This is a genomic window from Chromobacterium fluminis (assembly GCF_011602385.1).
GTDB lineage: Bacteria > Pseudomonadota > Gammaproteobacteria > Burkholderiales > Chromobacteriaceae > Chromobacterium > Chromobacterium fluminis.
In genome coordinates this window covers 1-25,107 of sequence record NZ_JAAOMA010000051.1, presented here as the reverse complement: position 1 = coordinate 25,107, position 25,107 = coordinate 1, and the positions used below count along the sequence as shown (strand labels likewise).

The 25,107-nt window shown below is 63.7% G+C and carries 23 protein-coding genes; 15 read left to right on the top strand and 8 right to left on the bottom strand.

Annotation, left to right across the window (positions count from 1 at the left end; all coding sequences use genetic code 11):
- The first annotated feature begins 54 nt into the window (after positions 1–54).
- The 11 genes from HA052_RS23510 to HA052_RS23460 all read left to right on the top strand — a co-directional run bounded on the left by HA052_RS23510 (position 55) and on the right by HA052_RS23460 (position 10,738).
- Positions 55–393: a hypothetical protein gene (locus tag HA052_RS23510; protein WP_166453855.1), complete on the top strand. Its 339-nt coding sequence runs from the start codon at positions 55–57 to the stop codon at positions 391–393.
- On the top strand, positions 377–910 hold the full coding sequence (locus HA052_RS23505) for a hypothetical protein (RefSeq protein WP_166453854.1): 534 nt from the start codon (positions 377–379) through the stop codon (positions 908–910). The genes HA052_RS23510 and HA052_RS23505 overlap by 17 nt, the downstream gene beginning before the upstream one ends.
- Positions 911–983: 73 nt before the next feature.
- Positions 984–1,523, top strand: a complete 540-nt coding sequence (locus HA052_RS23500) for a hypothetical protein (protein WP_166453853.1) — start codon at positions 984–986, stop codon at positions 1,521–1,523.
- Between the two features lie 197 nt (positions 1,524–1,720).
- A complete protein-coding gene (tssH, locus tag HA052_RS23495; protein ID WP_166453852.1) occupies positions 1,721–4,333 on the top strand; it encodes a type VI secretion system ATPase TssH in 2,613 nt (870 codons plus the stop codon).
- A gap of 192 nt (positions 4,334–4,525) precedes the next feature.
- Entirely contained in the window at positions 4,526–5,383 is an 858-nt protein-coding gene (motA, locus tag HA052_RS23490; protein ID WP_114153093.1) for a flagellar motor stator protein MotA, read from the top strand.
- A gap of 15 nt (positions 5,384–5,398) precedes the next feature.
- Positions 5,399–6,328, top strand: a complete 930-nt coding sequence (gene motB, locus HA052_RS23485; RefSeq protein ID WP_166453851.1) for a flagellar motor protein MotB — start codon at positions 5,399–5,401, stop codon at positions 6,326–6,328.
- A 19-nt stretch (positions 6,329–6,347) separates the two neighbouring features.
- Entirely contained in the window at positions 6,348–7,091 is a 744-nt protein-coding gene (locus tag HA052_RS23480) for a class I SAM-dependent methyltransferase (protein WP_240937536.1), read from the top strand.
- Positions 7,078–8,403 (top strand): HDOD domain-containing protein, encoded by a 1,326-nt coding sequence (locus HA052_RS23475; RefSeq protein ID WP_166453850.1) that lies wholly within the window; start codon positions 7,078–7,080, stop codon positions 8,401–8,403. Before HA052_RS23480 ends, HA052_RS23475 begins: the two co-directional genes overlap by 14 nt.
- Before the next feature lie 5 nt (positions 8,404–8,408).
- A complete protein-coding gene (locus tag HA052_RS23470; protein WP_166453849.1) occupies positions 8,409–9,209 on the top strand; it encodes a TrmH family RNA methyltransferase in 801 nt (266 codons plus the stop codon).
- A gap of 36 nt (positions 9,210–9,245) precedes the next feature.
- Positions 9,246–9,806 carry a DUF2867 domain-containing protein gene (locus HA052_RS23465; protein WP_166453848.1) on the top strand — a complete coding sequence of 187 codons (561 nt, stop codon included), beginning with the start codon at positions 9,246–9,248 and terminating at the stop codon, positions 9,804–9,806.
- Positions 9,807–9,916: 110 nt separating this feature from the next.
- Positions 9,917–10,738, top strand: a complete 822-nt coding sequence (locus HA052_RS23460; protein ID WP_166453847.1) for a rhomboid family intramembrane serine protease — start codon at positions 9,917–9,919, stop codon at positions 10,736–10,738.
- Positions 10,739–10,750: 12 nt separating this feature from the next.
- On the opposite strand, the gene HA052_RS23455 is transcribed toward HA052_RS23460, so the two are convergent.
- The 7 genes from HA052_RS23455 to trkA all read right to left on the bottom strand — a co-directional run bounded on the left by HA052_RS23455 (position 10,751) and on the right by trkA (position 19,328).
- Positions 10,751–11,869, bottom strand: coding sequence for a 2-methylaconitate cis-trans isomerase PrpF family protein (locus HA052_RS23455; protein ID WP_166453846.1), 1,119 nt, complete (start codon positions 11,867–11,869; stop codon positions 10,751–10,753).
- Position 11,870: 1 nt separating this feature from the next.
- Positions 11,871–13,094: a multifunctional CCA addition/repair protein gene (locus HA052_RS23450; protein ID WP_166453845.1), complete on the bottom strand. Its 1,224-nt coding sequence runs from the start codon at positions 13,092–13,094 to the stop codon at positions 11,871–11,873.
- 13 nt (positions 13,095–13,107) lie between these two features.
- A complete protein-coding gene (locus tag HA052_RS23445) occupies positions 13,108–14,055 on the bottom strand; it encodes a complex I NDUFA9 subunit family protein (protein ID WP_166453844.1) in 948 nt (315 codons plus the stop codon).
- A 70-nt stretch (positions 14,056–14,125) separates the two neighbouring features.
- A complete protein-coding gene (locus tag HA052_RS23440; protein WP_240937534.1) occupies positions 14,126–16,021 on the bottom strand; it encodes a lytic transglycosylase domain-containing protein in 1,896 nt (631 codons plus the stop codon).
- Between the two features lie 80 nt (positions 16,022–16,101).
- A complete protein-coding gene (locus tag HA052_RS23435; protein ID WP_176219559.1) occupies positions 16,102–17,556 on the bottom strand; it encodes a TrkH family potassium uptake protein in 1,455 nt (484 codons plus the stop codon).
- 3 nt (positions 17,557–17,559) lie between these two features.
- Positions 17,560–17,952, bottom strand: a complete 393-nt coding sequence (gene gloA2, locus HA052_RS23430; RefSeq protein WP_206119027.1) for an SMU1112c/YaeR family gloxylase I-like metalloprotein — start codon at positions 17,950–17,952, stop codon at positions 17,560–17,562.
- A 2-nt stretch (positions 17,953–17,954) separates the two neighbouring features.
- Positions 17,955–19,328 (bottom strand): Trk system potassium transporter TrkA, encoded by a 1,374-nt coding sequence (trkA, locus tag HA052_RS23425; RefSeq protein ID WP_166453842.1) that lies wholly within the window; start codon positions 19,326–19,328, stop codon positions 17,955–17,957.
- Positions 19,329–19,511: 183 nt separating this feature from the next.
- Between trkA and HA052_RS23420 the strand changes: the two genes are divergently transcribed.
- From HA052_RS23420 to HA052_RS23410, 3 genes are all read left to right on the top strand, one after another.
- Complete coding sequence (locus tag HA052_RS23420) at positions 19,512–20,243, top strand: glutathione peroxidase (protein ID WP_107799452.1); 732 nt, start codon at positions 19,512–19,514, stop codon at positions 20,241–20,243.
- A gap of 148 nt (positions 20,244–20,391) precedes the next feature.
- Positions 20,392–21,786: a dihydrolipoyl dehydrogenase gene (locus tag HA052_RS23415; RefSeq protein WP_166453841.1), complete on the top strand. Its 1,395-nt coding sequence runs from the start codon at positions 20,392–20,394 to the stop codon at positions 21,784–21,786.
- A 220-nt stretch (positions 21,787–22,006) separates the two neighbouring features.
- Entirely contained in the window at positions 22,007–22,228 is a 222-nt protein-coding gene (locus HA052_RS23410; protein ID WP_166453840.1) for a hypothetical protein, read from the top strand.
- Here the strand turns inward: HA052_RS23410 and HA052_RS23405 are convergent, their stop codons facing one another.
- Entirely contained in the window at positions 22,229–23,536 is a 1,308-nt protein-coding gene (locus HA052_RS23405) for an MFS transporter (RefSeq protein ID WP_166453839.1), read from the bottom strand.
- Between the two features lie 99 nt (positions 23,537–23,635).
- On the opposite strand from HA052_RS23405, the gene HA052_RS23400 reads away from it, so the two are divergent.
- Positions 23,636–25,015 carry an ATP-binding protein gene (locus HA052_RS23400; RefSeq protein ID WP_166453838.1) on the top strand — a complete coding sequence of 460 codons (1,380 nt, stop codon included), beginning with the start codon at positions 23,636–23,638 and terminating at the stop codon, positions 25,013–25,015.
- Positions 25,016–25,107 lie beyond the last annotated feature (92 nt).

Sequence of the window (25,107 nt, the reverse complement as noted above, 5' to 3'; positions counted from 1 at the left end):
GTGAGCTTGTTGTGAGTTTGTCCAGAGCTAAATCACGACTAAAGGAGTAGGAGCATGGCTAAGCAATGCCCGGTAATAGAGGGGTTAAAGTTTGATCAAAAGAGTTTGGATTCTTTGGCGGAAATCAAGCGCAAGGTGGGAACGACACAATTAGGCGTATGGTTAACTGGCGTTGGGGTGATGGGCACGATATTTTATCGCAATGGCCCATTGGGCGCCGCCTACAATATTTATCAGACCGATTGGGCACTGTTTGCTACAGCGGTTAAGGCTTGGCCTGATATTGCTAGAAGAGAAATTGGCAGAGTTGCAAATGAGGCATTGTTGGATCATCCATCGGAGCCAAAACAAAGGCGATTTTGGGAGGCGGTGACCAATGGCTGCCAACCTTAAGCGCTATCTAATGATCTTGTGCTTATCGCCGCTGCTGGCATGGGCGGATAGTTCTATCGTGATCGAGGCGGCCAAGCTGCGTTTGCAGACTGCCACGACTCGCTACGAGCAGAAAATTAAACTTTGCACCCAACAGGAAAAAGCGCATGTGCTGCCCAGCACCGTCTTTTCTGGCATGTCCTTGACCAAGGAGGAAGTTAGAGTGGCACTCGCTTACTTCTTTGCCAGAAATGATAAACGGTGTTATGAGCCGGAGGCAACGGAGTTGTTTCGCGCTAGCTTGTTGGCCAGAACGGTAAAGTTGCCAGGGTATGCGCCTGAAGAAGACCTGGAGGCGGGGCGACTCTTGCTAGTTTTGACTTCCTATGGCTATGAGTTAAAACGAGAGGTCGAGTATGTGCAACTCCCGCTGGAGAAACGGCAAAAGCTGGAGACGATTTCCGAGTTGCAGCAGGTGTTTGATTTGGTCCCAAGCCTTGATGCGCTGGAGCCGGTGTGGTCATTGACTACCCCTTAAAGGGCGCTGGCTTGGGTTGGATAAGTTCGGTCCAATCCACGGCCTGAAACCTTATATTGGGAGAAGATGACAGATGGTGGTGAAATGTAATCCGTGCTTGCTGTTGCTGTTTGTTTTCTCCGCCAGTGTGGCCGGTCCTGCTGTTAGCAGCGATTTTGACGTTTATAAGCCAGAAATGCGCCAGCTTGCGTCCATCCGTTTAGCCAAATCAGTAGTTGAATATGGAAAAGCGATCACTGCCTGTGACCAGCAAAGAATGGTATTGCCCAAAACCCTATTCGATGCCGTCGCGTTAAGTGCAGCGGAAAAAGGCGCCACCTTACTCTATTTTTCTCTACGCAATCAAAGGCGATGCAGTGAGCCTGCTAGCAGGGATTTTGTCCTGGCGGTTTTGCAGGCTAGGGCACTGGGTTTGCCTGGTTACTCTGTGAGCGATGACCCTGTAGGCATGCAGATGGTGCTGTTTGCTTTGGACCCGTACGTGATGGAGTTGAAACGGGAGGCGCGCTATCAACTGATTCCGGTGGAGAAGCGGCGGCAAATTGAACGGATGCCGGAGATTCATCAGGTTTTTGATTTCATACCGACGGTAAAGGCAATGAATGATGAATAGCCAATGCCTGTTAAGTGCAGAATCCACGGACGCATTTAGCAGCGCAAGGCATTGTCAGTATTGTGTGGTGGCCGCTGTGGCTGACAATTTTGATATTTCGGTGTTTTTCCGTGGGTGCCGTGATTAAAGGTGCTTGTAGCTTTCGTAGCGACATTGGCATGAATTGGCGTTGTTTGATTTATAAGGAACAGGTGAAAATGGCTCCGGATTCGGTTCACTTATTGCGCAGGCTGAACGAGCACTGCGCCCATGCGCTGGAGGCGGCTGCCGGGCTTTGCCTGGCCCGCTCTCATGCCGAAATCACGGTTGAGCACTGGCTGGTGAAACTGCTGGAGCAGGGCGATGGCGATTTAGCCGCTTTGCTGCGGCATTACGAGATAGATGTGGATGAAATCTGGCAAGGCTTGCTGGCCACGCTGGAACGTTTGCCGCGGGATAGGCGCGGTAAACCGGGCTTGTCGCGTGGTGTGCAGTCTTTGCTGGAATCAGCCTGGCTGATCGCGTCGCTTGATTCCGGCGGCCAGCGGATGCGTTCGGCCCATCTGTATCTTGCCTTGCTGGCGTCGCCGGAGCGCCTGTCTTGTAGGCAGGCCTGGCCATTATTCAGTTTGTCCGCGGCGCAAGTGCGCGCGCGCTGGACCTGGTTGGAGCGGGTTTCGGCGGAGTCCGAGTCGATTGGGCTGGAAGAGAGGGCGCTTGTCCCGTCGGCGGCCACTATGGAGGAGCCCGCGGCGAAGGGCGAATTGCCGGAAGCCTTGAGCCGTTTTGCCGCGGATTTAACCGCCAAGGCCCGTGAGGGCCTGATCGATCCGGTGCTGGGGCGGGACAAGGAAGTACGCCAGATGGTGGACATTCTGCTGCGCCGGCGCAAGAACAATCCAATTTTGGTGGGCGAGCCGGGGGTGGGCAAGACAGCTCTGGCGGAGGGGCTGGCTTTGCGCATTGCCGCCGGCGAGGTACCGGAGGCCTTGCGCAGGGTACGCCTGCTCGCGCTGGATTTGGGTTTGTTGCAGGCGGGTGCCGGAGTCAAGGGCGAATTCGAGCAGCGGTTGAAGCAGGTGATCGAGGCGGTGCGCACGGCACTGGAGCCGATCTTGCTGTTCATTGACGAGGCGCATGTATTAGTGGGCGCGGGCAATGCCGCTGGCGGCAGCGACGCGGCCAATCTGCTGAAGCCGGCGTTGGCGCGCGGTGAACTGCGGACGATAGCCGCCACCACCTGGTCCGAATACAAGCAGTATTTCGAGCGGGACGCGGCGCTGGAACGCCGTTTTCAGATGGTGAAGGTGGAAGAGCCGGACGATGCCGCCGCCTGTCTGATGCTGCGTGGTTTGAAGTCGCGTTATGCCGAGCATCACGGGGTGGCGATCCGCGACGAGGCGATCACGGCGGCGGTGAGCTTGTCGCGGCGCTACCTGGCTGGCCGGCAGTTGCCGGACAAGGCCGTGGATTTGATCGATACGGCGGCGGCGCGGGCGCGGATGAGCCTGGAGGGCGCCGCGACGGAGCTGCAGAGCGCACAGGCTAGGGTCTTGGCGCTGGACAGCGAGAGAGAGGCCTTGCAGGAAGATGAGAGGCTGGGAGCCGGCAGCGCGCAGCTTGAGGCCCGCTTGCTGGCGATCGATTCAGAACTGGCGGCGGCTCGGCTTGAGGATGAGGCCTTGCGGCAGCGTTACCAGCAGGAGCGGCAGGGGGCGGAGTCGCTGCGCCGGCTGTGCCGGGAGTGGGCCGGGCGGCGAGACGGCGCGGCGCGGCTGGCCCTGGCACGGGCCGAATTGGCCGCCCTGCAAGGGGAGCGTCGCTTGGCGGCCGCTGACGTGGACGCGGCCTTGGTGGCGGAGGTGATTTCCGACTGGACCGGGGTGCCGGTGGGCAAACTGCTGGCGGATGACGCGGTCAATTTATTGGGTTTGGCGCAGGCTTTGAGGGAACGGATTCGTGGCCAGGAGGCCGCGGTAGCGGAGATTGCCCAGTCTTTGCTGGCGGCCAAGTCCGGATTGGCGCCGGGGCGCGGCCCGCTGGGGGTGTTCTTGCTGACCGGGCCCTCAGGCGTGGGCAAGACGGAAACCGGCCTGGCCTTGGCCGATCTATTGTTTGGCGGCGAGCAGGCCTTGCTGACCATTAATCTGTCCGAGTACCAGGAGGCGCATACGGTATCGCAGTTGAAAGGTTCGCCGCCGGGTTATGTCGGTTATGGCCAGGGCGGGGTGTTGACCGAGGCGGTGAGGCGGCGGCCGTACAGCGTGATCTTGCTGGACGAGGTGGAAAAAGCGCACCGCGATGTGCTGAACCTGTTCTACCAGGCGTTTGACCGGGGTTTCATGCGGGATGGCGAAGGGCGCGAGATCGATTTTCGCAATACCCTGTTTCTGATGACGTCGAATCTTGGCAGCGAGCTGTTGCTGGAACAGGAGTGGGAGCGCGGGGCCTGGCTGGACGCGTTGCGCCCCGTGTTGCTGGCCCACTTCCAGGCGCCGTTGCTGGCGCGGATGCAAGTGGTGCCGTATGGATTGTTGTCCGAGCCCGCGCTGGCGGAGATCGCCCAGTTGAAACTGGCGGCGCTGGCCAGGCATCTGAAGGCCTCGCAAGGCATTGAGCTGGAGGCTGGGACGGACTGCGCGCAGGCAATGGCCGTCGCTTGCGGCCGGCGAGACCATGGCGCGCGCGGCCTGGATCATCTGATCCGGCAGCAGTTGTTGCCGGGAATGGCGGCGCAGTGTTTGCAGTGGCGTTTGGAGCGGGGGGGCATGCCGGCGCGGATTGCGCTGGCGGCGGGGCTGGACGATCAGCTGGAAATGACGTTGTTGTAATCGTCCCAGAGCCTCGCCGATACTTGGCTTCGTCATTTTTCAGCGCTAGTGAATATCACCTTCCATGTTTTTTGCAGCTGGGAAAGCGGATTGATACAATTCAATCCGCTTTTTCTATTATGAATAGAATAAAAGTCGTGCTGTAATGGAAATCGCAGCGATCCGAAAAATCACAAAGACAGGACTTGACGCATGTTCGTCGGAATCGGGTACCTCATAATTCTTGGCTCCGTGCTGGGGGGATTCGTCGCTGCGGGGGGGCATCTCGCCGCGTTGATGCAGCCGCTGGAGGTGGTGATGATCGCGGGCGCCGCGCTCGGCGCTTTCGTGGTGGCCAACGGCGGCGCGCCGCTCAAGGCCACGATGAAGGCTTTCCCCTCCGTGTTCAAGGGCTCGCCTTACAGCAAGGCCTTCTACATGGAGTTGTTCTCGCTGCTGTTCGAGATTCTGACCAAGGTGCGCAAGGAAGGCCTGATGTCCATCGAGGCCGATGTCGAGAATCCGGAAGCCAGTCCTGTCTTTTCCAAATACACCACCGTTCTGCACGACCACCACGTGGTGGAATTCATCTGCGATTACCTGCGCCTGATGGTGGGCGGCAACCTCAACGCTTTCGAGATCGAGAACTTGATGGACGTGGAGATCGAAACCCACCATCACGAGGGCGAAGTGCCGGTCAACGCGGTCAAGGGCCTGGCCGACGGCTTGCCGGCCTTTGGTATCGTGGCGGCGGTGATGGGGGTGGTGCACACTATGGAGTCCGTGGGCGCGCCGCCGTCCGAGCTGGGCATGCTGATCGCCCACGCGCTGGTGGGCACCTTCCTCGGTATTTTGCTGGCCTACGGCTTCGTCGGCCCGCTGGCCACCATTCTGGAGCACAAGCTGGGAGACGGTACCCGAGTCTACCAAACCATCAAGGTCACCATTCTGGCCAGCCTCAACGGCTACGCGCCGCAGGTGGCGGTGGAGTTTGGCCGCAAAGTGCTGGCTTCGCATGATCGTCCGTCCTTCAAGGAACTGGAAGACCATGTGAAACAGGCGAAGAAATAAGCGGGGCGCGCGATCATGGCTGACGAATCGCAACGGCCCATTATCGTCAAACGCATCAAGAAGGGCGGCCACGGCCACCATGGCGGGGCCTGGAAGATCGCCTACGCCGACTTCGTGACCGCGATGATGGCCTTCTTCCTGCTGATGTGGTTGCTGGGTTCCGCGTCGCAGGGCACCTTGAACGGCATCGCCGAATACTTCAAGACGCCGCTGAAGGTGGCGCTGTCCGGCGGCGCCGGCGCCGGCGACGCCACCTCGGTGATCAAGGGCGGCGGCAATGATTTGACCAAGCAGACCGGCCAGGTCAACAAGTCCGGCTCGCCGCAGGACGAGATCATGCGCAAGCAGCAGGAAAAAGCGGCGATGGAGCAGCTGCAGGACAAGATCCAGAGCACGGTGGATCACAGCGAGTTGCTCAAGGAGTACAAGAATCAGCTCAAGCTGGAAATCACTCCGGACGGCTTGAAGATCCAGATCGTCGATGAGCAGAACCGTTCGATGTTCGACTCCGGCAGTTCGCGGATGCTGCCGCATACTCGCGTCTTGCTGCAGCAGTTGGCGAAAGAGCTGAACATGATGCCGAACAAGATCAGCATCTCCGGCCATACCGACGCCAAGCCGTTTGGCAGTGGCCAGGGGGGGTACAGCAACTGGGAGCTGTCCGCGGACCGGGCCAACGCGGCGCGGCGCGAGCTGGTGGCCGGAGGCCTGCAGGACAACAAGGTGCTGCGCGTGGTGGGCCTGTCTTCGGCCAACCCGCTGGTGAAGACCAATGTGTTCAGCCCGGAAAACCGGCGCATCGCCATCGTGGTGCTGAACAAGGAAGCGGAGAGCAATATCCTCAACGACGGCTACAAGCCGCAGATGAACCAGGATGTGATCGGCGGGCCCGCGGAAAGCGGGGCCGAGCCGGCTGCCGCGCCGGCGGAAGCGCCGGCCAAATAATCCCGATGCGAGCGTTGCCTTGTTGAGCCGCTTGCGTCATCTGGGCCTGCAACTACTGGCTGGGTTGGCGGCGATGTTTTTCGTCGCGCCCGCCGTCCAGTCCCTGGGGTGGGCGATCCTGCAAGGCCTGTGCGCGGCGGCCTTGGCCATTTTCATGCGTTTGCCCGGCTGGCAGCGTTTGCTGCACGGCTTGTTTGTGCCGGCGCTGGCTTTGATGCATCAGGCGGCCTTGCCGTCCTGGGTGTATTTGCTGGGGCTGGCGCTGACTTTCGCGCTGGGCCGAAACGCCGTGCTGGAGCGCGTGCCCTTGTATCGCTCTTCCGCTCAGGCGGCGGAGCGCCTGGCCGAGCGCCTGCCGGGGCGGGCCGCCTTGCTGGAGGCCGGCTGCGGCGACGGCCGGCTGGCGGTCTGGCTATGCCGGCTGCGGCCGGATCTCAGGGTGAGGGCGTTGGAAAGCGCCTGGGGCAGTTGGTTGTTGGCGCGCGCGCGCTGGTGGCTGGCGCGGCGGCCGCGGAGGCTGGAATTCTCCTGCCGCAGTTTTTGGCGGGAGTCATGGGGAGAGTACGATGCGGTATACGTGTTTCTGTCCCCGGAGCCGATGGCGCGCGTCTGGCGCAAGTTTGTGGCAGAGGGGCGGCCCGGCAGCCTGCTAGTCAGCAATACTTTCGCCGTGCCCGATGTCGAACCCGATGAACGCATCCCGCTGGGAGGCGCTTTGCAAACCGAACTACTGATCTGGCGCCACCCACATGGAGCTTGCTAACTGGATCAAGTCCATCGCCGAACGGCGTTGGCCGATTCTGCCCAATACGCTGGGCGAGCTGAAGGACATCTGCGCTCGCCACAGCGATCTGATCAATTTCACCGATCTCGCCAACCTCTGTCTGTCCGACCCCTTTCTGCTGTTGGACCTAGTCCGGGTGGTGGGCGGTTCGCGCGCCTTGCAGCGCAATGAAAGCATTCCCTCGGTGGAGCAGACGCTGCTGCTGATGGGGCTGGAGGCGGTGACCAATCGCTTTGGCCGCGTCGCCGCGCTGGAGGCGGTGCCGGACAAGCTGGACGCGGAGGTGCTGGAGGCGGTGGAGGACTGGCTGGGCCGCTCCCGGGTGGCCGCCTTGCTGATCAAGGAGTGGCTGTCTTTGCAGGGCGATCACAAGGTGGAGGACTGTTTCGTGGCCGCCTTGCTGTACAATCTGCCCGCCTGCCTGTTCATGATGCAGCGGAATCAGTTGCCGGACCGCCCGCTGCTGCAGGAAATGTCCAACGCCTTCGATTGCGATTACGCTCAGGTGCTGGAGCAATTCATCAAACTGATGCCTTTGCCGACCGGCCTGAACGCTTTGCTGGGGCCGGGCAGCCCGACCAAGCGTCGTCAGTTGCTGCGCCTGGCGATGGCCACCGCCAATTCTTTGGAGCAAGGCACTTGGCGCAGCACTTGGCAGGTGGGCGTGGAGGCCGCGGCCAAGCTGATAGGCTGCGCGCCCTATCTGGCGCATCAGGCGGTGGTGCACGCGGCCTTGTCGGTGGCGCGCCACCCCAGGGCGGTGGGCTATATGTATCCGGTACGCAGCCTGTTGATGCTGGAAGGCGAGTATAAGCGCCCTAGTTTGCAGAAAACCGCCGCTTTGAGCGACGCCGAGCAGATGGAGAAGGCGATACGCGAATCCATCCGCCACCTGTCCAACGATCTCAAGTTCGAGCGGGTGCTGTATTACCGCTACGATCAGGACGCGCATGTGTTGAAGCTGCGTTATCAGCTGGGCTTGGGCGATAGCCATCCGCTGCGCAAGCTGCCCTTGGGACTGGAGCCGGGTTCCTTCTTCGCGGTGTTGACCAGCAAGCCGCAAAGTTTTCACGCGCCGGCCTCGGTGCGCCAGCAGTTGGAGCGGCGCTACGAGGATCTGTTTTTCGAGCATGTCGGGGATAATGAATTCGCCCTGATCACCCTGTTTGTCGGACACGCGCTGTCCGGCGTGTTCTATGTCGACAACGGCCATAGCGGCCAGGCGATCGACGAGGACAGTTATCACCGATTCAAGGATTTAGTGGCGCGCCTGACCCTGCTGCCGCAATAGAACACATGTCGTACATCAGCAAAACCATCACCTCCGCCCATAACGACGAAATCAAGCAGTTGGCGCGCTTGGCGCAGAGTCCGCGCGAACGCCGCAAGCAACACGCCATGTTGCTGGAGGGCATTCATCTGACCGAGTCCTGTCTGGACGCCGGCATCGTGCCCGAGCGGGTGTATCTCAACGAGGCGGCGGAGGCGCATCCGGAAGTGCAAGCCTTGTTGCGGCGCTTGAGCGCGCCGACTGTCGTGATCTCGGTGCCGGAAGCCGTGCTGGCCAAGGCTACGGCGCTGGCCAGCGCCGGGGAGTTGCTGGCCTTGTGCCCGCGGCCGCAGCCGCGTCCCAGCCCGGCGGGCGCGTCTCGGGTGATGTTGGAGGATATCCAGGACCCGGGCAATCTCGGCACCATCTTGCGCTGCGCGGCGGCGGCGGGGGTGCGCGAAGTGATGCTGTCCAAGGGCTGCGTCGACGTCTATTCACCCAAGGTGCTGCGCGCCGGCATGGGCGCGCACTTCGCGTTGAACATCCACGAGCAGGCCGATCTCTGCGCCGAGCTGGCGAGCTACGACGGCCGCAAGCTGGTCACGCATCTGGAGGGCTCCACGTCGTTGTACGCGCAGGATTTGCGCGGGCCGGTGGCTTTCGTGTTCGGCAACGAGGGCGCCGGCGTCAGCGCCGAGGCGCTGGCCCTGGCCGATGCGCGGGTGAGGATTCCGATGCCGGGCCATGCCGAATCGCTGAATGTGGCGATGGCGGCGACGGTGTGTTTGTTCGAGCGGGTGAGGCAGCTGGAGGCGGCGGCCGGTTGAGTCGCGCCGCCCGCCGCCAGAGACGGAGAGGGACGAATGGAGCGCTTTGCGTTGGCGGAACGTATTCTGCCTAGCTATCAGTTTGTCGAGACGCATTCCCGCATTCTGGCCGCCGATGCGGCCTCGACGCTGGACGCGGTGCAGCGCGTCGCGCCGGCGGACGACCCTTGGACGCGGCGCTTCATGGCGCTGCGCGAACTGCCCGGCCGCCTGAGCGGCGCCTTGCCCGGCAATCGTCCGCCGTTCGGCATGCACAGTTTCACGCCGCTGGCGCGCGACGGCGACAGCGAATTGACGCTAGGCCTGGCGGGCGCTTTCTGGCGCGCGGACTTCGGCCTGCGCGAGATCGGCGGTCTTGAGGATTTCATGGCTTTGCATGAGCCGGGCGTGGCCCGGCTGTTGCTGAGCTTTCACTGCGAAACCGTCGCCGAGGGCGTTCGCCTATCGACTCAGACCCGCGTGCATTGTCCCGATGCGGCAACCCGTTGGCGTTTCGCCCCGTACTGGTATTTGATCCGGCCGGTCAGCGGCCTGATCCGCCGACGCATGCTGCGGCAGGTGGAGCGGGAGTTGCTGCGCGGCGAGGCAATGGCTTGAGTCTTTGTGTATGAATATTGAGTAGCGATTGGTTTTTATTTTGGCTGGTTTGCTTTATCATGCGCCGGTGATATTTAAACGGCAAATTGAAGTAAAGGAAGCCAGACCATATGAATGAAGCCGCGCTCGACTCTTCCCCATCCCGCTTCGGCGGGCTTTCTTCTTTTCTGCGGCAGCAGTGGGCCACTATCGGTCTGGTGCTCGCCAATCTGATCGTTTACGTCTGGATGGGCGCCTCGGGGGTTTCCTGGACCGAGCCTGATCCCGAGCAACTGGTGAGTTGGGGCGCCAATCTGGCGCCTTTCACCCTGAGCGGCGACAGCTGGCGGCTGTTGAGCAGCATGTTCGTGCATGGCGGCGCCATGCATTTGCTGCTCAATATGTATATGTTGCTGCTGATCGGCCCCTTGGCGCAAAAGCGCTTTGGCGGCGTCGGTTTCCTGGCTATTTATCTCTCCGCCGGCCTGGCTGCGGGCCTGGTCAGCGCTTGGTGGTACGGTACGCATCCGGTGACCAATCTGTTGATGCAGAGCAGCATCCGCCTGGTGGCCAGCGTGGGCGCGTCCGGCGCGCTGATGGGCTTGGCCGGAGCGCTGTGCGTGGCCGGCCTCAGCGACGCCGACATGGGCGGCTCGCAGGGCAAGGCCTTGGCGCAAGTGGTGCTGCTGAATCTGGGCATGGGCTTCATGGTGTCCGGCGTGGACCAGGCCTGCCATATCGGCGGCCTCCTGGCCGGCTTGCCCTTGGGCGTGCTGGGCTGGTTGGATCGGTTGAAGCGGCGTCCGCTGCAACGGTTGTTGATGTTCGTCGCGCTGACGGGCGCGGCGGGGCTAGGCGCGCATCAGGCGAGCTTAGCGTTGGGTTCCGAAGATTTGAGCGAGCTGGCGGCGCAGTTGCGTCAACAGCAGGCCGCGCAGCCCACATCGCCTTGACGCCGCAAGCCGCTAGTCCATTGGGATGTAAACTTCGCCGCGCATCAGCGGCCTGGCGGTGCGGGTCATCACCACTTCGCTGATGGTCCAACCGTATTCGACGGAGTGGCCCAGCACGGCTTCCACGGTTTGCTTGCCGCTGGCGTGGCTGAAGGTCAGCGGCATGCCGCGCACCGGCGCGCCGGCCACTTGCTGCGGCAGCGTGCCCTCGGTGGCGCAGGCGCAAGCCAGCGCGATGGCGCCGGTGCCGGTGAAGGCGTGGTGCAGCGAGCGGCCGGAGGTCAGGATGCGGGCGTTGATCTGGCAATCCTCGTCCCGGCTTTCCGACAGCAGGCTGATTCGGGGCGAGCCCGGCCGTTCGCGCCGGGCGGCGAAGATATCGGGCGCCAAGCCCATGACCACGGCGGCGATTTCCCGCGCCCATTCCAGCCGGTGGCGCGCGGTTTCCTGCAGGGCCGCCATTTCCTCGTCGCCCTTGAGACCGAAATCCCGGGCCCGGACGAATACGGTGGGGTTGCCGGCGTCCACCAGGGTGGCTTCCACTCGGCTGCCGTCCGGCAGCGCCAGTTCGTCCACCAGCTTGCCGGTGGGGTAGAGTTCGCCGGAACTGCCGCCGGCCGGGTCCAGGAAGCGCAGCCGGATCGGCGCGCCGGGAAAGGCGACGCCGTCGATGCGGTAGTCGCCCTGCCAGACGGGCTGGCCATGCATGATTTCCAGTTCCGCGATGATGCGCTTGCCGACATTGGCCTGCCAGATGCTGATGGAGGCCACGCCGTCGCGCGGCTCCACCAGTTTTTCCATCACCGCGAACAGCGGCACCGCGGCGCTGAGGTTGCCGCAGTTGCCGGACCAGTCTATCAAGGCGTGCTCTATCGACACATGGCCGAACAGGCAATCGACGTCGCAGTCTTCGCGCCGCGACGGGCTGAGGATCATCACCTTGCTGGTGCTGGCCCGGCCGGTGCCCAGGCCGTCTATCTGCTTGCCGTGGGGGTCCGGGCTACCGATGGCGCGCAACAACATGCGTTCCCAAGAGGAGGTGTCCTCGGGCAGCGCGTCGGCGCGGATGAACAGACCCTTGCTGGTGCCGCCGCGCATCAGCGTGGACGGCAGGCGATAGATCGCAGCCATGTCAGTGCGTCTCCAGTTGCTCCTTGCGGACGGCGATGGCACGGGTCCGGACGCGGTCTATCGCTTCCGGAAGGGTGCGCTTGTCTTCCCACTGGCTGGCAATGCCGCCGGCGTCCACCGCCAGCGCCGCGTCCAGCAGCGCGGACAGGTAGTCCGCCTGCGGATAGGGCCGGTCGTGAAAACCCAAGCGACCGCGCGCATCCGCGCGGCAGGCGTCCAGCATCAGCAAGAAGCGCTCCGGCCGCCGCAAGGCGTCGGTTTGCTTGAACAATCGCAATATTGTGCTTGGCTTTAATTCGAAAGCACAGTGTACTTTGGTATGGCTCAATAGCGTGATGCGCGCCAGGTCGCGGCAGTCCACCGGTACGCGCAAGCGCTGGCATAAGGCCAGCAGCGGCGCTTCGCCGGCGGTTTCATGGCCGATGTGGCGCGGCAGCACCTCCGTCGGCGTCAGCGCCTTGCCCAGGTCGTGGGTTAGCGCCGCGAAGCGCGCCGCCAGCGGCAGGCCCTCGGCGGCGGCGTAGTCCAGCACCCGCATCACGTGGTCGCCGGTGTCGATTTCCGGGTGATGGTCGGCGCGCTGCGGCACGCCGAACAGCGCGTCCAGCTCCGGCAGCACGCGGGCGAGGGCGCCGCAGGCGCGCAGGGCCAGGAACATGCGCGACGGCCGCTCCTCCATCAAACCCTTAGCCAATTCCTGCCATACCCGCTCCGCCACCAGCGCATCGGCTTCGCCGTCCGCTACCATTTGCCGCATCAGCGCCATGGTGTCGTCGGCCACGGCGAAGCCGAAACGGGCGGCGAAGCGCGCCAGCCGTAAAATGCGCACCGGGTCTTCGGCGAAGGCGGGGCTGACATGGCGCAGGACGCCGGCCTCGAGGTCGCGCCGGCCGTGGTAGGGGTCGATCAGGCTGCCATCAGCCGCCTCGGCGATGGCGTTGATGGTCAGGTCGCGCCGCGCCAGGTCCTGCTCCAGCGTCACGTCCGGCGCGGCGTAGACGGCGAAGCCGTGGTAGCCCTTGCCGGTTTTGCGCTCGGTGCGCGCCAACGCGTATTCCTCATGGGTGTCCGGGTGCAGAAACACCGGGAAGTCCTTGCCCACCGGTTTGTAGCCCAGCGCCAGCATCTCTTGCGGACTGGCGCCCACCACCACCCAATCGCGGTCTTTTACCGGCAGTTTCAGCAGGCGGTCGCGCACGGCGCCGCCGACGATATAGCATTGCATCGATTCTTTCCGTTCAGCGCGCAATCTGGCGGCGGTAGGCGGACATCTGCAGATTGAATTCGTCGCTGCCCAGCAAGCCCGGCGCCAAAGCTTCCAGCGCGGTGGGGCTGAAGCCCAGCAACGCGGAGGGGAAGGGTTGGTCGCTGATGTTGTCCACGCTTAGCGAACGCACATTGTCGCGGCTGATCAGCGTAGGTCCGGGCAGGCATTCCATTAACGCGGCCTGCAGCATGGCCAGGCTTTGCGGCAGCGCGATCACCGGCCGCGGCTTGCCGATGCGGCGGCCCACCAGGCTCACCAGTTCGGCCAGCGTGTAGACGCTGGGACCGGCCAAGTCCAGGCTTTGGCCGATGGCGGCGCGGCGCGACAGGCTGGCCGCCACCGCGCGGGCCACGTCGCCGGCCCAGATCGGCGCGAAGCGCGTCTTTGCGCCGGCCAGCGGCAGCAAGGGGGCTTTGCGCAGCAGGCTGGCGAACATATTGAGGAAGCTGTCGCCGTGGCCGAATACCACCGACGGCCGCAGTATGGTCCATTCCAGGCCGCTCTCGCGCACGCGCGCCTCGGCGCGGCCCTTGCTTTGCTGGTACAGGCTGGGGCCGCGTTCGTCGGCGCCCAGCGCGCTGATGTGGATCAGCCGGCGCACGCCCAGGCTTTGGCAGGCCGCGATGACTTTTTCGCTCAACTGCACGTGGGCCTTGTCGAACTGCGCGGCGTTGCCGTGCAGGATGCCCACCATATTGATTACCGCGTCGTGGCCGGAAATCAATTGTTTCAGCGCCTCCGGGCGGTGAATGTCCGCTTCCACCAGCTGCGCGCCGGGCAGCACCAGCAGCGAGGCCTTGGCGCGTTCGCGCCGTCGGGTGGCGATAGTCAGTTGGCAGCCTTGTTCGGTCAGGCGTTCCGCGATGTAGCTGCCGATGAAACCGCTGCCGCCGATGACGCAGATGCGTTGATAAGTCATGAGTGAGGTCCCTTTCTTATGGTACTTGTGGGAGAGGGCTTGGTCCGCCGCAGGGGGACCAAGCGGAGGTTCAGCGCGCCGGCACCACGCCCATGCGGTTCTTCAAGGAGATGTTGGCATGGCCGAAGGTGCTGGAGTAGTAAGCGGCGTTGGCCATCACCTTCTGCACGTAGTCGCGGGTCTCGGTGAAGGGGATGGTTTCCGCGTAGATGGTGCCGTCCAGCGTGCGGTCGGCTTGCCAGGTGCGCGCGCGGCCGGGGCCGGCGTTGTAGGCGGCGGTGGCCATCACTTCGTTGCTGGACAGGCTGTCCAGCACATAGCGCAGATACCAGGTGCCTAGTTGCACATTGGTCTCGATGTCGTTGACGGCGTACTGGCCCAGGCCGATTTTCTTGGCCACCCATTTGGCGGTGGCCGGCATCAGCTGCATCAGGCCGGAAGCGCCGACGCCGGAGCGCGCCATGGTGATGAAGCGGCTTTCCTGGCGGATCAGGCCGTAGACCCAGGCGTCGTCGATGTCCAGTTGCTTGGCGTAGCGCTGGGTGACGTCGCGGTAGGGCGTCAGGTAGCGCAAGGAGTAATCGTGTTCTTCCTTGGTGCGTTCGGCGCTGTAGATGGCCATATCGTAGAAGCTGGCGCGGCGGCCCACTTCGGCGGCGGCCAGCAGTTCGATGTCGCTGCGGTTGCGCATCGCCCAGCGCCATTCGCGCTGCGCGTCGGCGCGGAACTCGGGCTTGACGTGGCGTTCGGCCAGCTCCAGCAGCGCCAGCGCGCGTTTGACCGCCGGTTCCTCGCTCATCTGCTTGATGTCGTCCTTGCTGGGGCCGCTCTTGCTGGCCGGGGTGGACAGGCTGTTGCCCAGTTCTTCCAGCGACAACAGCGCGTAGTAGTTGTGGCCGATGCTGGCTTGGCTGAACAGCGGCGTCGCCTCGTTCTGCCGGCCCAGCTGTTGCAGCGAGCGGCCGCGCCAGTAGCGCCAGGCCGGTTTGGCGCTGACGGTGACAGGCATGGCGCGGATGATTTTCTCCAGCTGGGTCCATTGCTCCAGGCGCAGCGCCGAGCGCGCCCACCATTCCCATTGCTCGGCGGTCAGCTGGTCGGCGTCGGCCTTGTCGAACCACTGCAGCGCTTGCGCCGCCTGCTGTTTGCGTGCGGACAGCAGCGCCAACTGGCCCCAGGCGAAGCCGGCGCGCTCCTTGCTTAAGGTTTTTTCGTGTTCGAGCAGCTTGCCCAGGCCGTTGCTGATATTGGCCTTGCCCTTGATTACGATGTCGTAGACGGCCGCTTCCTGGCCGCCCGGGGTGGACAGGTCGGCGTTGGCGGGTTTGCTGAGCGCGGCGTTGTCCAGCGGCAGGCCGGTGTTGGAGGCTAACTGGCGGGCCTGGCTCAGGTAGTTGCCGGCCAGGAGCAAGCGGGCGCGTTGCCACAGCCAGTCGTGTTTCAGGACGCCGCGCCGCGCGGCCTCTGCGATCAGGCGGTTGCAGCCTTCCGGCAGCGGCCGGCTTTCCAGGAAACGGTCCAGATCGGCGGGTGCCTTGCCCTGGTTTAGTTCGTTGAGCTGGCCGTAACAGCTGGATTCTTCATCGCGGCCTTCCGGCGGCAGTTTTTTCCATTCCGCGGCGAAGCGGCTCCAGCTTTCGCGCGCCGCCAGTTTTTTAAGCCATTCGTTGCGCACGCGCTCTGGCATCAGGCCTTCGTCCACGCGGGCCAGAAAGTTTTGGGCGGGGCCGTCGTCGTCGCCGTCCAGCGCCTTGAGCGCCAGCCAGTAGGCCGGGTAGTCCTTCAGCGGGTAGTTGGACGGCATGCCGCCCGCCAGGCTGGCCAGCTGTCCCAGCTTGTTGCCGCGAAAGGCGTCGCGGGCGGCGATCAGTTCGTCGTCGGCGCCGGCGAAGGCGGGCAGGGCGGCCGTCAGCGCCAGGCTGAGGGCGAGCATGCGGCTTGGGGCGGTGAATGTCATAGGGTTCATGATCCGGTTTCGTCTTTATTATCCGGCGCTGGGCGCCGCTTTGGTTCAGACCCGCGCGCGGCGGGTAAATTCTTCGCGTCCTATTTGCGCCAGAAGGCCGGCGTGAACAGGATCAGCAGGGTAAATACTTCCAGCCGGCCCAAGAGCATGGCCAGGCTGCAAATCCATATTTGAAAGTCGGACAGCGACGCATAGTTCGACGCCGGTCCGACGACGCCGAGCCCGGGGCCGGCGTTGTTGATCGAGGCGATCACCGCGGTGAAGGCGCTGAGAAAATCCAGGCCGCTGGCGATCAGCGCGAAGCTTAATATCACTATGCACATGCAGTAGACAAATATGAAGCCCATTACCGACAGCATGACGTCTTGCGGCACCACTTTGCCGCCGATTTTCACCGGTCGCACCGCCGCCGGGTGCAGTAGCCGCGTCATCTCGTTGACGCTCTGCTTGCTCAGCATCAGGGTGCGCACCATCTTGATGCCGCCCCCGGTGGAGCCGGAGCAGGCGGTGATGCTAGACAGGAACAGCATCCACAAGGGTACGAAGATGGGCCAGCGCGCGTAGTCCACGCTGGCGAAGCCGCTATCAGTGGCGATGGAGATCAGATTGAAGCTGACGTGGCGCAGCGCGGTGGGGAAGTCGTAGACGTGGTGGGCCCACAGATAGGCGCTCATCGCCAGAATGCTGCCCAGCAGCAGCCACAACATGGCCTTGGCTTCCGGGTCGCGCAGATAGGCGCGCAGCGAGCGCTGGCGCAGCGCCAGGAAGTGGGTGGCGAAGTTCATCGCGCCGACGATCATGCCGAAGCTCAGGATCAGTTCCACCGGCAGCGAATCGAAGGCGCCCACGCTGTTGTCGTGGGTGGAAAAGCCGCCCAAGGACAGCGCGGCGAAGGCGTGGCACACCGCGTCCAGCCAACTCAGGCCGGCGGCCTTCAGCGCCAGCGCCACCGCCAGCGTCCAGCCGCTGTAGACCAGCCACAGGTTCTTGGCGGTTTCGGTGATGCGCGGCGCCAGCTTGCTGTCCTTCATCGGCCCCGGCGTTTCCGCCTTGTACAACTGCATGCCGCCGATGCCGAGGATGGGCAGTATCGCCACCGCCAGCACGATGATGCCCATGCCGCCCATCCAGTTGAGGAAATGGCGCCAGAAGTTGAGCGAGGCCGGCAGGGTGTCCAGTCCGCTGATTACCGTGGAGCCGGTGGTGGTGAGGCCGGACATCGCCTCGAAGAAGGCGTGGCTGAAGGGCATGTCCGGCCGCGCCAGCATGAAGGGGAAGGAGGCGGTGATGGCGAAGCCCACCCACAGAGTGGTGACCAGGATGAAGCCGTCGCGCGGCTTCAGTTCGCGCTGGTAGCGCCGGGTGGCGGACCACAGCGAGAGGCCGATGGCCAGCCCGGCGATGGCCGCGGTGACGAAGGTGTCCAGCGCGCCGTCGCGGTACAGGATGGAGACTAGCGCCGGCGCGAGGAAGGTGCAGGAAAACAGCATGATCAGCTTGGACAGCACGTAGAGGATGGCGAGTATCTTGCGCATGTCTCAGTTCCGCGGCTGGTAAAACTCGAGCGGCAAGCTGTCCGGATCGGCGCAGAAGAAAAAGCGAGCGCCGGTGTATTCGTCCACGCGGATGTCCTCCACCGCCACCCCTTCGGCCAAGAGATTTTGGCGGCAGACTGCGATGTCGGCGCAGGCGAAGGCCAGGTGGCGCAGGCCGCAGGCTTCGGGCCGCGTGGGGCGCGGCGGCGACGATGGAAAGCTGAATAGCTCCAGCTGGCCGCCGCCCGGGATCGCCAGGTCCAGCTTCCAGGATTGGCGCTCCGCGCGCCAGTGCTCGGCCAGCACCGGCAGGCCCAGGATGCGGTGGTAGAAGTCGCGCGAGCGGTCGTAGTCGGAGGCGATGATCGCCACGTGGTGCAAGCCGGTGAGGTGCATGGTCACAGAAAGCCCAGTTTGACCTGAATGAGTTTTTCCACCTGGCGGATCACCCGGCGGCGCGATAGGAAGATGATCAGATGGTCGCCGTTTTCCACCGTCAAATCGTGATGCGCCATCAGCACCTGTTCGCCGCGGATGGCCGCTACGATGTGGCTGCCGTGGGGCATGTCGATTTGATCGATGCGGCGGCCGGTCAGCCTTGATTGTTGCGCGTCGCCGTGGATGATGACCTCCATCGCCTCGGACGCGCCGCGGCGCAGTGGATGCACCGCCTCCACGTCGCCCTGGCGGATATGGGCCAGGATGGAGCCTATGGTGGACAGGTGGGGCGAAATCACGATGTCGATGCGATGGCCTTCCAGCAGGTCCACATAGCTGGTGCGGTTGACCAGGGCCACCACCCGGCGCGCGCCCATGCGCTTGGCCAGCAGCGTGGACATGATGTTGTCTTCATCGTCGTTGGTCAGCGCGCAGAACACGTCCATCTCGTCCACGTTCTCGGCGTCCAGCAGCTCTTCGTCGGTGGCCTCGCCGCGCAGCACCAGCGCGTGTTCCAGCCGTTCCGCCAGCCATTGCGCGCGTTCCGGCCGCGCTTCTATCACTTTGACGCTGAAATCGTTCTCCAGCAGCTTGGCCAGCCGGTAGCCGATATTGCCGCCGCCGGCGATCATGATGCGCCGCAAGGGCCGCTCGCTGAAGCGCAGCTCCTTGAGCATGGCTTGCACATGCTCGCGCGCGGCGACGAAGAAGACCTCGTCGCCTTCCTCCAGCACGGTGTCGCCGTCCGGCACCAAAAGCGTGTCCCGGCGGTGGACGGCGCAGACGCGGCAATCCGCGTCCGGCATGTGTTCGCGGATATGGCGCAGCGGCATGCCCAGCAGCTTGCCGCCGGAGTGGGCGCGGGACACCACCAGTTGCAGCTTGCCGTCGGCGAAGTCCAGCACTTGCAGCGCGCCGGGGTAGGCGAACAACTGATAGATGTGGTCGGTGACGATCTGTTCCGGACAGATGGCGGATTCGATGCCGAAGTGGGCGAGCGGATCGCCGTGCTCGGATTCCAGGTAGTCGCTGGAGCGGATGCGGGCGATGCGGGTGGGGATGTTGAAACAGGCTTCGGCCATTTTGCAGGCCACCAGATTGGTTTCGTCGTCGCGGGTCAGCGCCAGCACCATGTCGCTGTCCGCCGCGCCGGCATCGGCCAGCACCTGAGGATGGGCGGCGTTGCCGGCCACGGTGCGGATGTCCAGCCTGTCCTGCAGCTGTTTGAGCCGCGCGGCGTTTTGATCCACCACTGTGATGTCGTTGTTTTCCGAAAGCAGGTTTTCCGCCACATTGGCGCCGACCTGTCCGCCGCCGAGAATCAGAATCTTCACCGCGTTGGCCTGATTGTTGGTTTGTTTATGCAATTTTAACGGTTAGCGCGGCTGCTTGCTTGTCGATTAAAAAAGCAAATCAGCAGCCTTGCCACAATCAATTAGACGAATTTGCTCTCAGCTATCAAAATGCACCCATCGATTTATTAAACCTGTCAGCCAATCCAAACAAGGAGTCTCGCCATGTTGCAAAACCGTGAAGGCCAACGCGTACCGAATGTCACTTTCCGTGTTCGTGACAATAACGAGTGGAAAGATGTCAGCACCGCCGAACTGTTCGACGGCAAAACCGTAGCGGTGTTCTCGCTGCCGGGCGCGTTCACCCCCACATGTTCTTCCACCCACCTGCCGCGCTTCAACGAGCTGGCGCCGGCCTTCTTCGCCAACGGCGTGGACGCCATCCTCTGCGTATCGGTCAACGACACCTTCGTGATGAACGAATGGGCCAAGGATCAGGAAGCGCAGAATCTGGTGATGATCCCGGACGGCAACGGTGATTTCACCGCGGGCATGGGCATGCTGGTGGACAAGCAGGACCTGGGTTTTGGCAAGCGCAGCTGGCGCTACTCCATGCTGGTGAAGGACGGCGTGGTGGACAAAATGTTCATCGAGCCGCAAGAGCCGGGCGATCCGTTCAAGGTGTCCGACGCCGACACCCTGCTGGACTACGTCAATCCCAGCGCCAAGAAGCCGGACCAAGTGGTGGTGTTCTCCAAGACGGGTTGCCCGCACTGCGCGCGCGCCAAGGCGGTGCTGAGCGAAAACGGCTACGACTTCGTCGAAGTGCCGCTGGACAACAAGGTGCGCGGCAAGGTGCTGGGCGCCGTGGCCGGCAAGATGACCGCGCCGCAGGTGTTCATCAACGGCCAACTGATCGGCTCCGCCGATGAAGTGGAAAAGTACTTCTCCAAGTAAGCCTCAACCGTGTTCGTCCCCGGTGGCTCGGGCCCTGACGCCACCGGAGTTGTTGCGGGCCGGATGCTCCGTCCGGCCCTTTTTTTACCGGGATACGAGACGGCATGCGCAGCGTGCCGTGCCGTATCCCGATACCGAAAGGAATGAAATGCATACCTTGAACATCGATGTCGCCGTGATCGGCGCCGGCACCGCCGGCCTCGCAGCCTACCGCGCCGCCAAGGCTCGCGGCGCCAGCGCCGTGGTGATTGAAGGCGGTCCTTACGGCACCACTTGCGCCCGCGTCGGCTGCATGCCGTCCAAGCTGCTGATCGCCGCCGCCGAGGCCGCGCACCAGCCGCGCCACAGCGCGCCCTTGGGCGTGCATATCGATGGCGAAGTGCGCATCGACGGCCGCGAGGTGATGGACCGCGTCAAGCGCGAGCGCGATCGTTTCGTCGGCTTCGTGCTCAAGGGCGTGGAAAGCATTCCGCCGCAAGACCGCTTGAGCGGCTATGCCCGCTTTATTGACAACACCACTTTGCAGGTAGACGAACACACGCTGGTGCAAGCGCGCCGCGTGGTGATCGCCACGGGTTCCTCGCCCTTGATCCCGCCGTCGTTCCAGGTATTTGGCGACAAGCTGATCATCAACGACGATGTGTTCGACTGGGAAACGCTGCCGGACAGCGTGGCGGTGTTCGGCCCCGGCGTCATTGGCCTGGAACTGGGTCAGGCGCTGTCTCGGCTGGGCGTTAAAGTGCGCGTGTTCGGCCGCGGCGGCGGCGTCGGCCCGCTGTCCGATCCGGCGGTGCGCAGTTACGCCAGCCAGGCGCTGGGCCGGGAGTTCTATCTGGACCCGGACGCCAAGGTGCTGGAAATGGGCCTGGTCGACGACAAGGCGCAAATCCGCTACGTCAATCTGGACGGCGAAGAAGTCTGCGAGCGTTTCGATTACGTGTTGGCCGCCACCGGTCGAGCGCCCAATGTGCGCGGCCTGGCGCTGGAAAACGCCGGCCTGGAGCTGGATGCCGGCGGCGTGCCCAAGTTCGATCCGCGGACGCTGCAGTGCGGGAACTCGCCGGTGTTCATCGCCGGCGACGCCAACAACATTCTGCCGCTGCTGCACGAGGCCGCCGACGAAGGCAAGATCGCCGGCGACAATGCCGGGCTGTATCCGGCGGTACAGCCCGGCCTGCGCCGCTCCAGCATCGCAGTGGTGTTTTCCGACCCGCAAATGATGATGGTGGGCAGCCGCTTCGCCGATTTGCCGGAGGGCGAATTCGTGGTGGGCGAAGTCAGCTTCGAAGATCAGGGCCGCAGCCGGGTAATGGGCGTCAACCAAGGCTTGCTGCATGTTTACGCAGATCGCGCGAGCGGCCGCTTCCTGGGGGCGGAAATGATAGGCCCGCGCGCCGAGAACCTGGCCCATTTGCTGGCCTGGAGTCATCAGCAAGGCTTGACGATCGCTCAGATGCTGGACATGCCGTTCTACCACCCGGTGATAGAGGAAGGGCTGCGCACCGCGCTGCGCGACGCCGCGGCGAAGCTGGCGCGGGACTGAGGCCCGCTTAAAACTTGCCGCGCTGGATGCTCCGGCTTTGGTCCGCATCCGGTATCGCGAGCCCGCTCATGGTCCCCGCCATGGCGGGTTTTTTATTGGGCCATCGTTATAGTGGTGGGGCAACGTCCGCTGCGCTTCGAAGCTGGTCAGTGGATTATCTCTGCTTGTTCTGCATCTCCCCAAGCCAGGCAAGATCGCCGGTGACTATTTGGAGAAATGCATGAACCATGAACGTATGGCGCTGTGCGTGGCGGGAATCGGGTTGATGGTGCTGGGATGGGCGTTGTCTTCCTCGCTCTTATTGTCCCGCGGAGCCGACTTACCTGTGCGCCGCAATGAAAGCCTAGCGTATTGTGAAACCGCCCCGAGGCATCGGGGCGGTTTTTTTCATGGGATCAACGAGGCTGAGCGAGAGGGGGCAGAGGCGCGTGGTTTTCTCTAATCAGCCGCGCAGCGCCCGCAGCCAGTCCAGCCGCTGCCGCCAAATCACCGGGGCGGCGCTCAGCAGATGCAGCGTGGCCAGGATGTTGAGCGCGGCGGTGGCCAGCAGCAGGATGGCGATGCTGTCGTACAGCTTCAGCGCCAGCGCGCTGCCGATGGCGGCGGCCACCATGTAGAAGCCGTTGGCGATATTGTTGGCGGCCACGGCCTGAGAGCGGAAATCGTCAGGGCTGGCGGTTTGCAGCCAGGTGTACAGCGGCACGGTGAAGAAACCGCCGAAGAAGCCCAGCAGCGCCACGTCGACCATATTGCGCCAACTGCCGGCGCGAGCCAGGAAATCGGCGAGGCCGATCAGCTCGCCCCGATAGTGAGGCAAGGCCGACAGCGCCAGATCGCCGCCGAACAGCGTCATGCCGACGCTGCCCACTAGCACCATGCCCAGTTGCAGCTTGCCCTGCGACAACTTGGCGCAGACCACCGAGCCCAGGCCGATGCCGATGGAGAACAGCGCCAGCAGCAGCGTGTAGACGCCGGCGTCCCCGCCCAGGTGCAGGCGGGTGAAGGTGGGCAGCTGGGTGGTGTAGACCGCGCCCATCAACCAGAACCAGGAAATGCCGAGGATGGCGCAGCGCACGTCGCGGATGCGCCAGGCGTCGCGCATCAGCAGTACGGAATCCTTGAGGAAATTGAAGGAAAGCTTAAGCTTCGGCGCGCCGGGCTGGGCCGGCGGCATTGCGCGGCTGGCGCCGTAACCGAGCATGGCGGTGGCCAGCAAGGTGGCGGTGATCAGGTAGGGTCCGCCGGTGGTGAGCATGCTGCCGCCGATCTGGCCGATCAGGATGGCGAGAAAAGTGCCCATCTCGATCAGGCCGTTGCCGCCCACCAATTCGTGTTCTTTCAGATATTGCGGCAGCACCGAATATTTGAGCGGGCCGAAAAAAGCGGAGTGGGCGCCCATCAGGAACAGCGCGCCGAGCAACAGGCCGGCGGAGTGCAGGAAGAAGCCGACGCCGGCCAACAGCATGATGGTTATTTCGGCCAGCTTGATCCAACGGGCGATGACGGCTTTGTCGTAGCGTTCGGATAACTTGCCGGCGGTGGCGGAAAACAGGAAGAAGGGCAGGATGAACACGCCGGCAGCTAAGTTGACCAGCTGTTCCGGCGGCAGGCCGGCCAGGCTGAGGCCGTGAAAGCTGATCAGCACCACGATGGCGGTTTTCAGCAGGTTGTCGTTGAACGCGCCCAAGAACTGGGTGCCGAACAGCGGAAAGAAGCGCCGGGTGGCGAAGAAGGAAAAGCCTGCTTTCACGGGGATGCCGATCTTGTGTCATGAGCCGGAAACGCATGCTAGCGGATTCGCGGCGAGCTGTCAGCCGAGCGGCGGCGGGTTTTCCGTATAATGCGGCGCATGATGCTACGTCTGTGTTGTTGTCTGCTGATCTGCCATGCGGCCTGGGCCGGGGACTTGTCGTCGCGGCTGGACGCCGTCTTGGCGGCGCCCGGGCCGGCGTGGTCTTTGGCGCTGGCTCGGATCCAGTCGCTGGACGAGGGCCTGATCGATCCGGCGTCGTTGCAGCCGGCTTGGTCCCGCTACAGCCTGCGCGCCTTGCGGCAGTTGGCGGCGCATGAACGCGGTTGCGAGGGGGATTTGTCTTCCGTGCCGGCGCTATGGCGTGATTTTGAACGCAGACGCTGTACGGACGGGCGTTTGCCCGATGATTGGCTGCGTCTGCATCCGGTCCACCCTTTGGGCGGCAGCAGCGCCGGGCATTGGCGGCAGGGCCGGTCGAGGGCGGAGGTGGCGGACTGGCTGCATGTGCGCGAGCGCGACGACGAGCTGGGGCGCTTGGGCGCTTTGTCCGACGACAACCTGGACGCTTTGCTGGCCGGCTCGCGTTGGCTGTGGCAGGACGGCGCCTTGTGGCGGCTGCGCGACGGCTATTGGCGGGTTTACCCGGCCGCTGCCTGGCGGGAGCGAGCGGAAGCGGCCGGGGTGAGGGTGTCTGCGGGCGCGGGCGCTTGCGCGGAGCGTCTGGACGGCTTGTGTCTGAATCCTACGCCGGCGTCGGCCATGCCTTGGCGGGCTTTGTGGGCGGGGTTGGCCGGGCTGGCGCTGGCCGGCGGCGGCTGGCTGGCTTGGCAGCGGCGGCGTCTGGAGCGGGAGCGGCGTTTCGCCTTGCAGATGCTGACCCATGAGCTGCGAACGCCTATCGCCGGCCTGGCCGGCGTGGTGGAGGGGCTGCGCCGGGACTTCGACCGTTTGCCGGATTCCGCTCAAGATCATTTTGGACATTTGGCCGGCGGCGTCAGCCGCCTGCGCCAGTTGGCCGAAGCCAGCCGTCATTATCTGTCCGCAGACAGGCTGGACGAACGGCGGCAAGCGGTGCGGCTGGCGGAATGGCTGGACGCAATCGCGGAGCGGCATCAGGCCGCTTTTTGCCTGAACGAGGACGCGACGCTGCTGCTGCCGGCGTATTGGCTGGGTTTGTGCCTGGACAATTTGTTGGTCAACGCGCGTCGGCATGGCCGGCCGCCGTGGCGATTGCTGGCGGATTGGGACGGCCGCAGCTTGACGCTGACGGTGTGCGACGGCGGCCGTTTGGCGGATTACCGGCTGCGCCGGCTGACGCGGCGGGGCAGCGGCGGCGAGGGCATGGGCTTGGGTCTGGCCATTGTCAGGCGGGTGCTGGCGCGGTTGGGCGGGCGGCTGCGCCTGTCGGGGCCGCCCACGAGGTTTAGCTTGCAACTGCCCGCCAAACGGGCGCCGCAACAGGATTTCCCTCTATGAACACCTTGCTGCTGATTGAAGACGACGCCACGCTGGGAGATGGCCTGAGCCGTTTTTTGGAAGACGCCGGCTATCGCTGCCTGTGGCTGGGG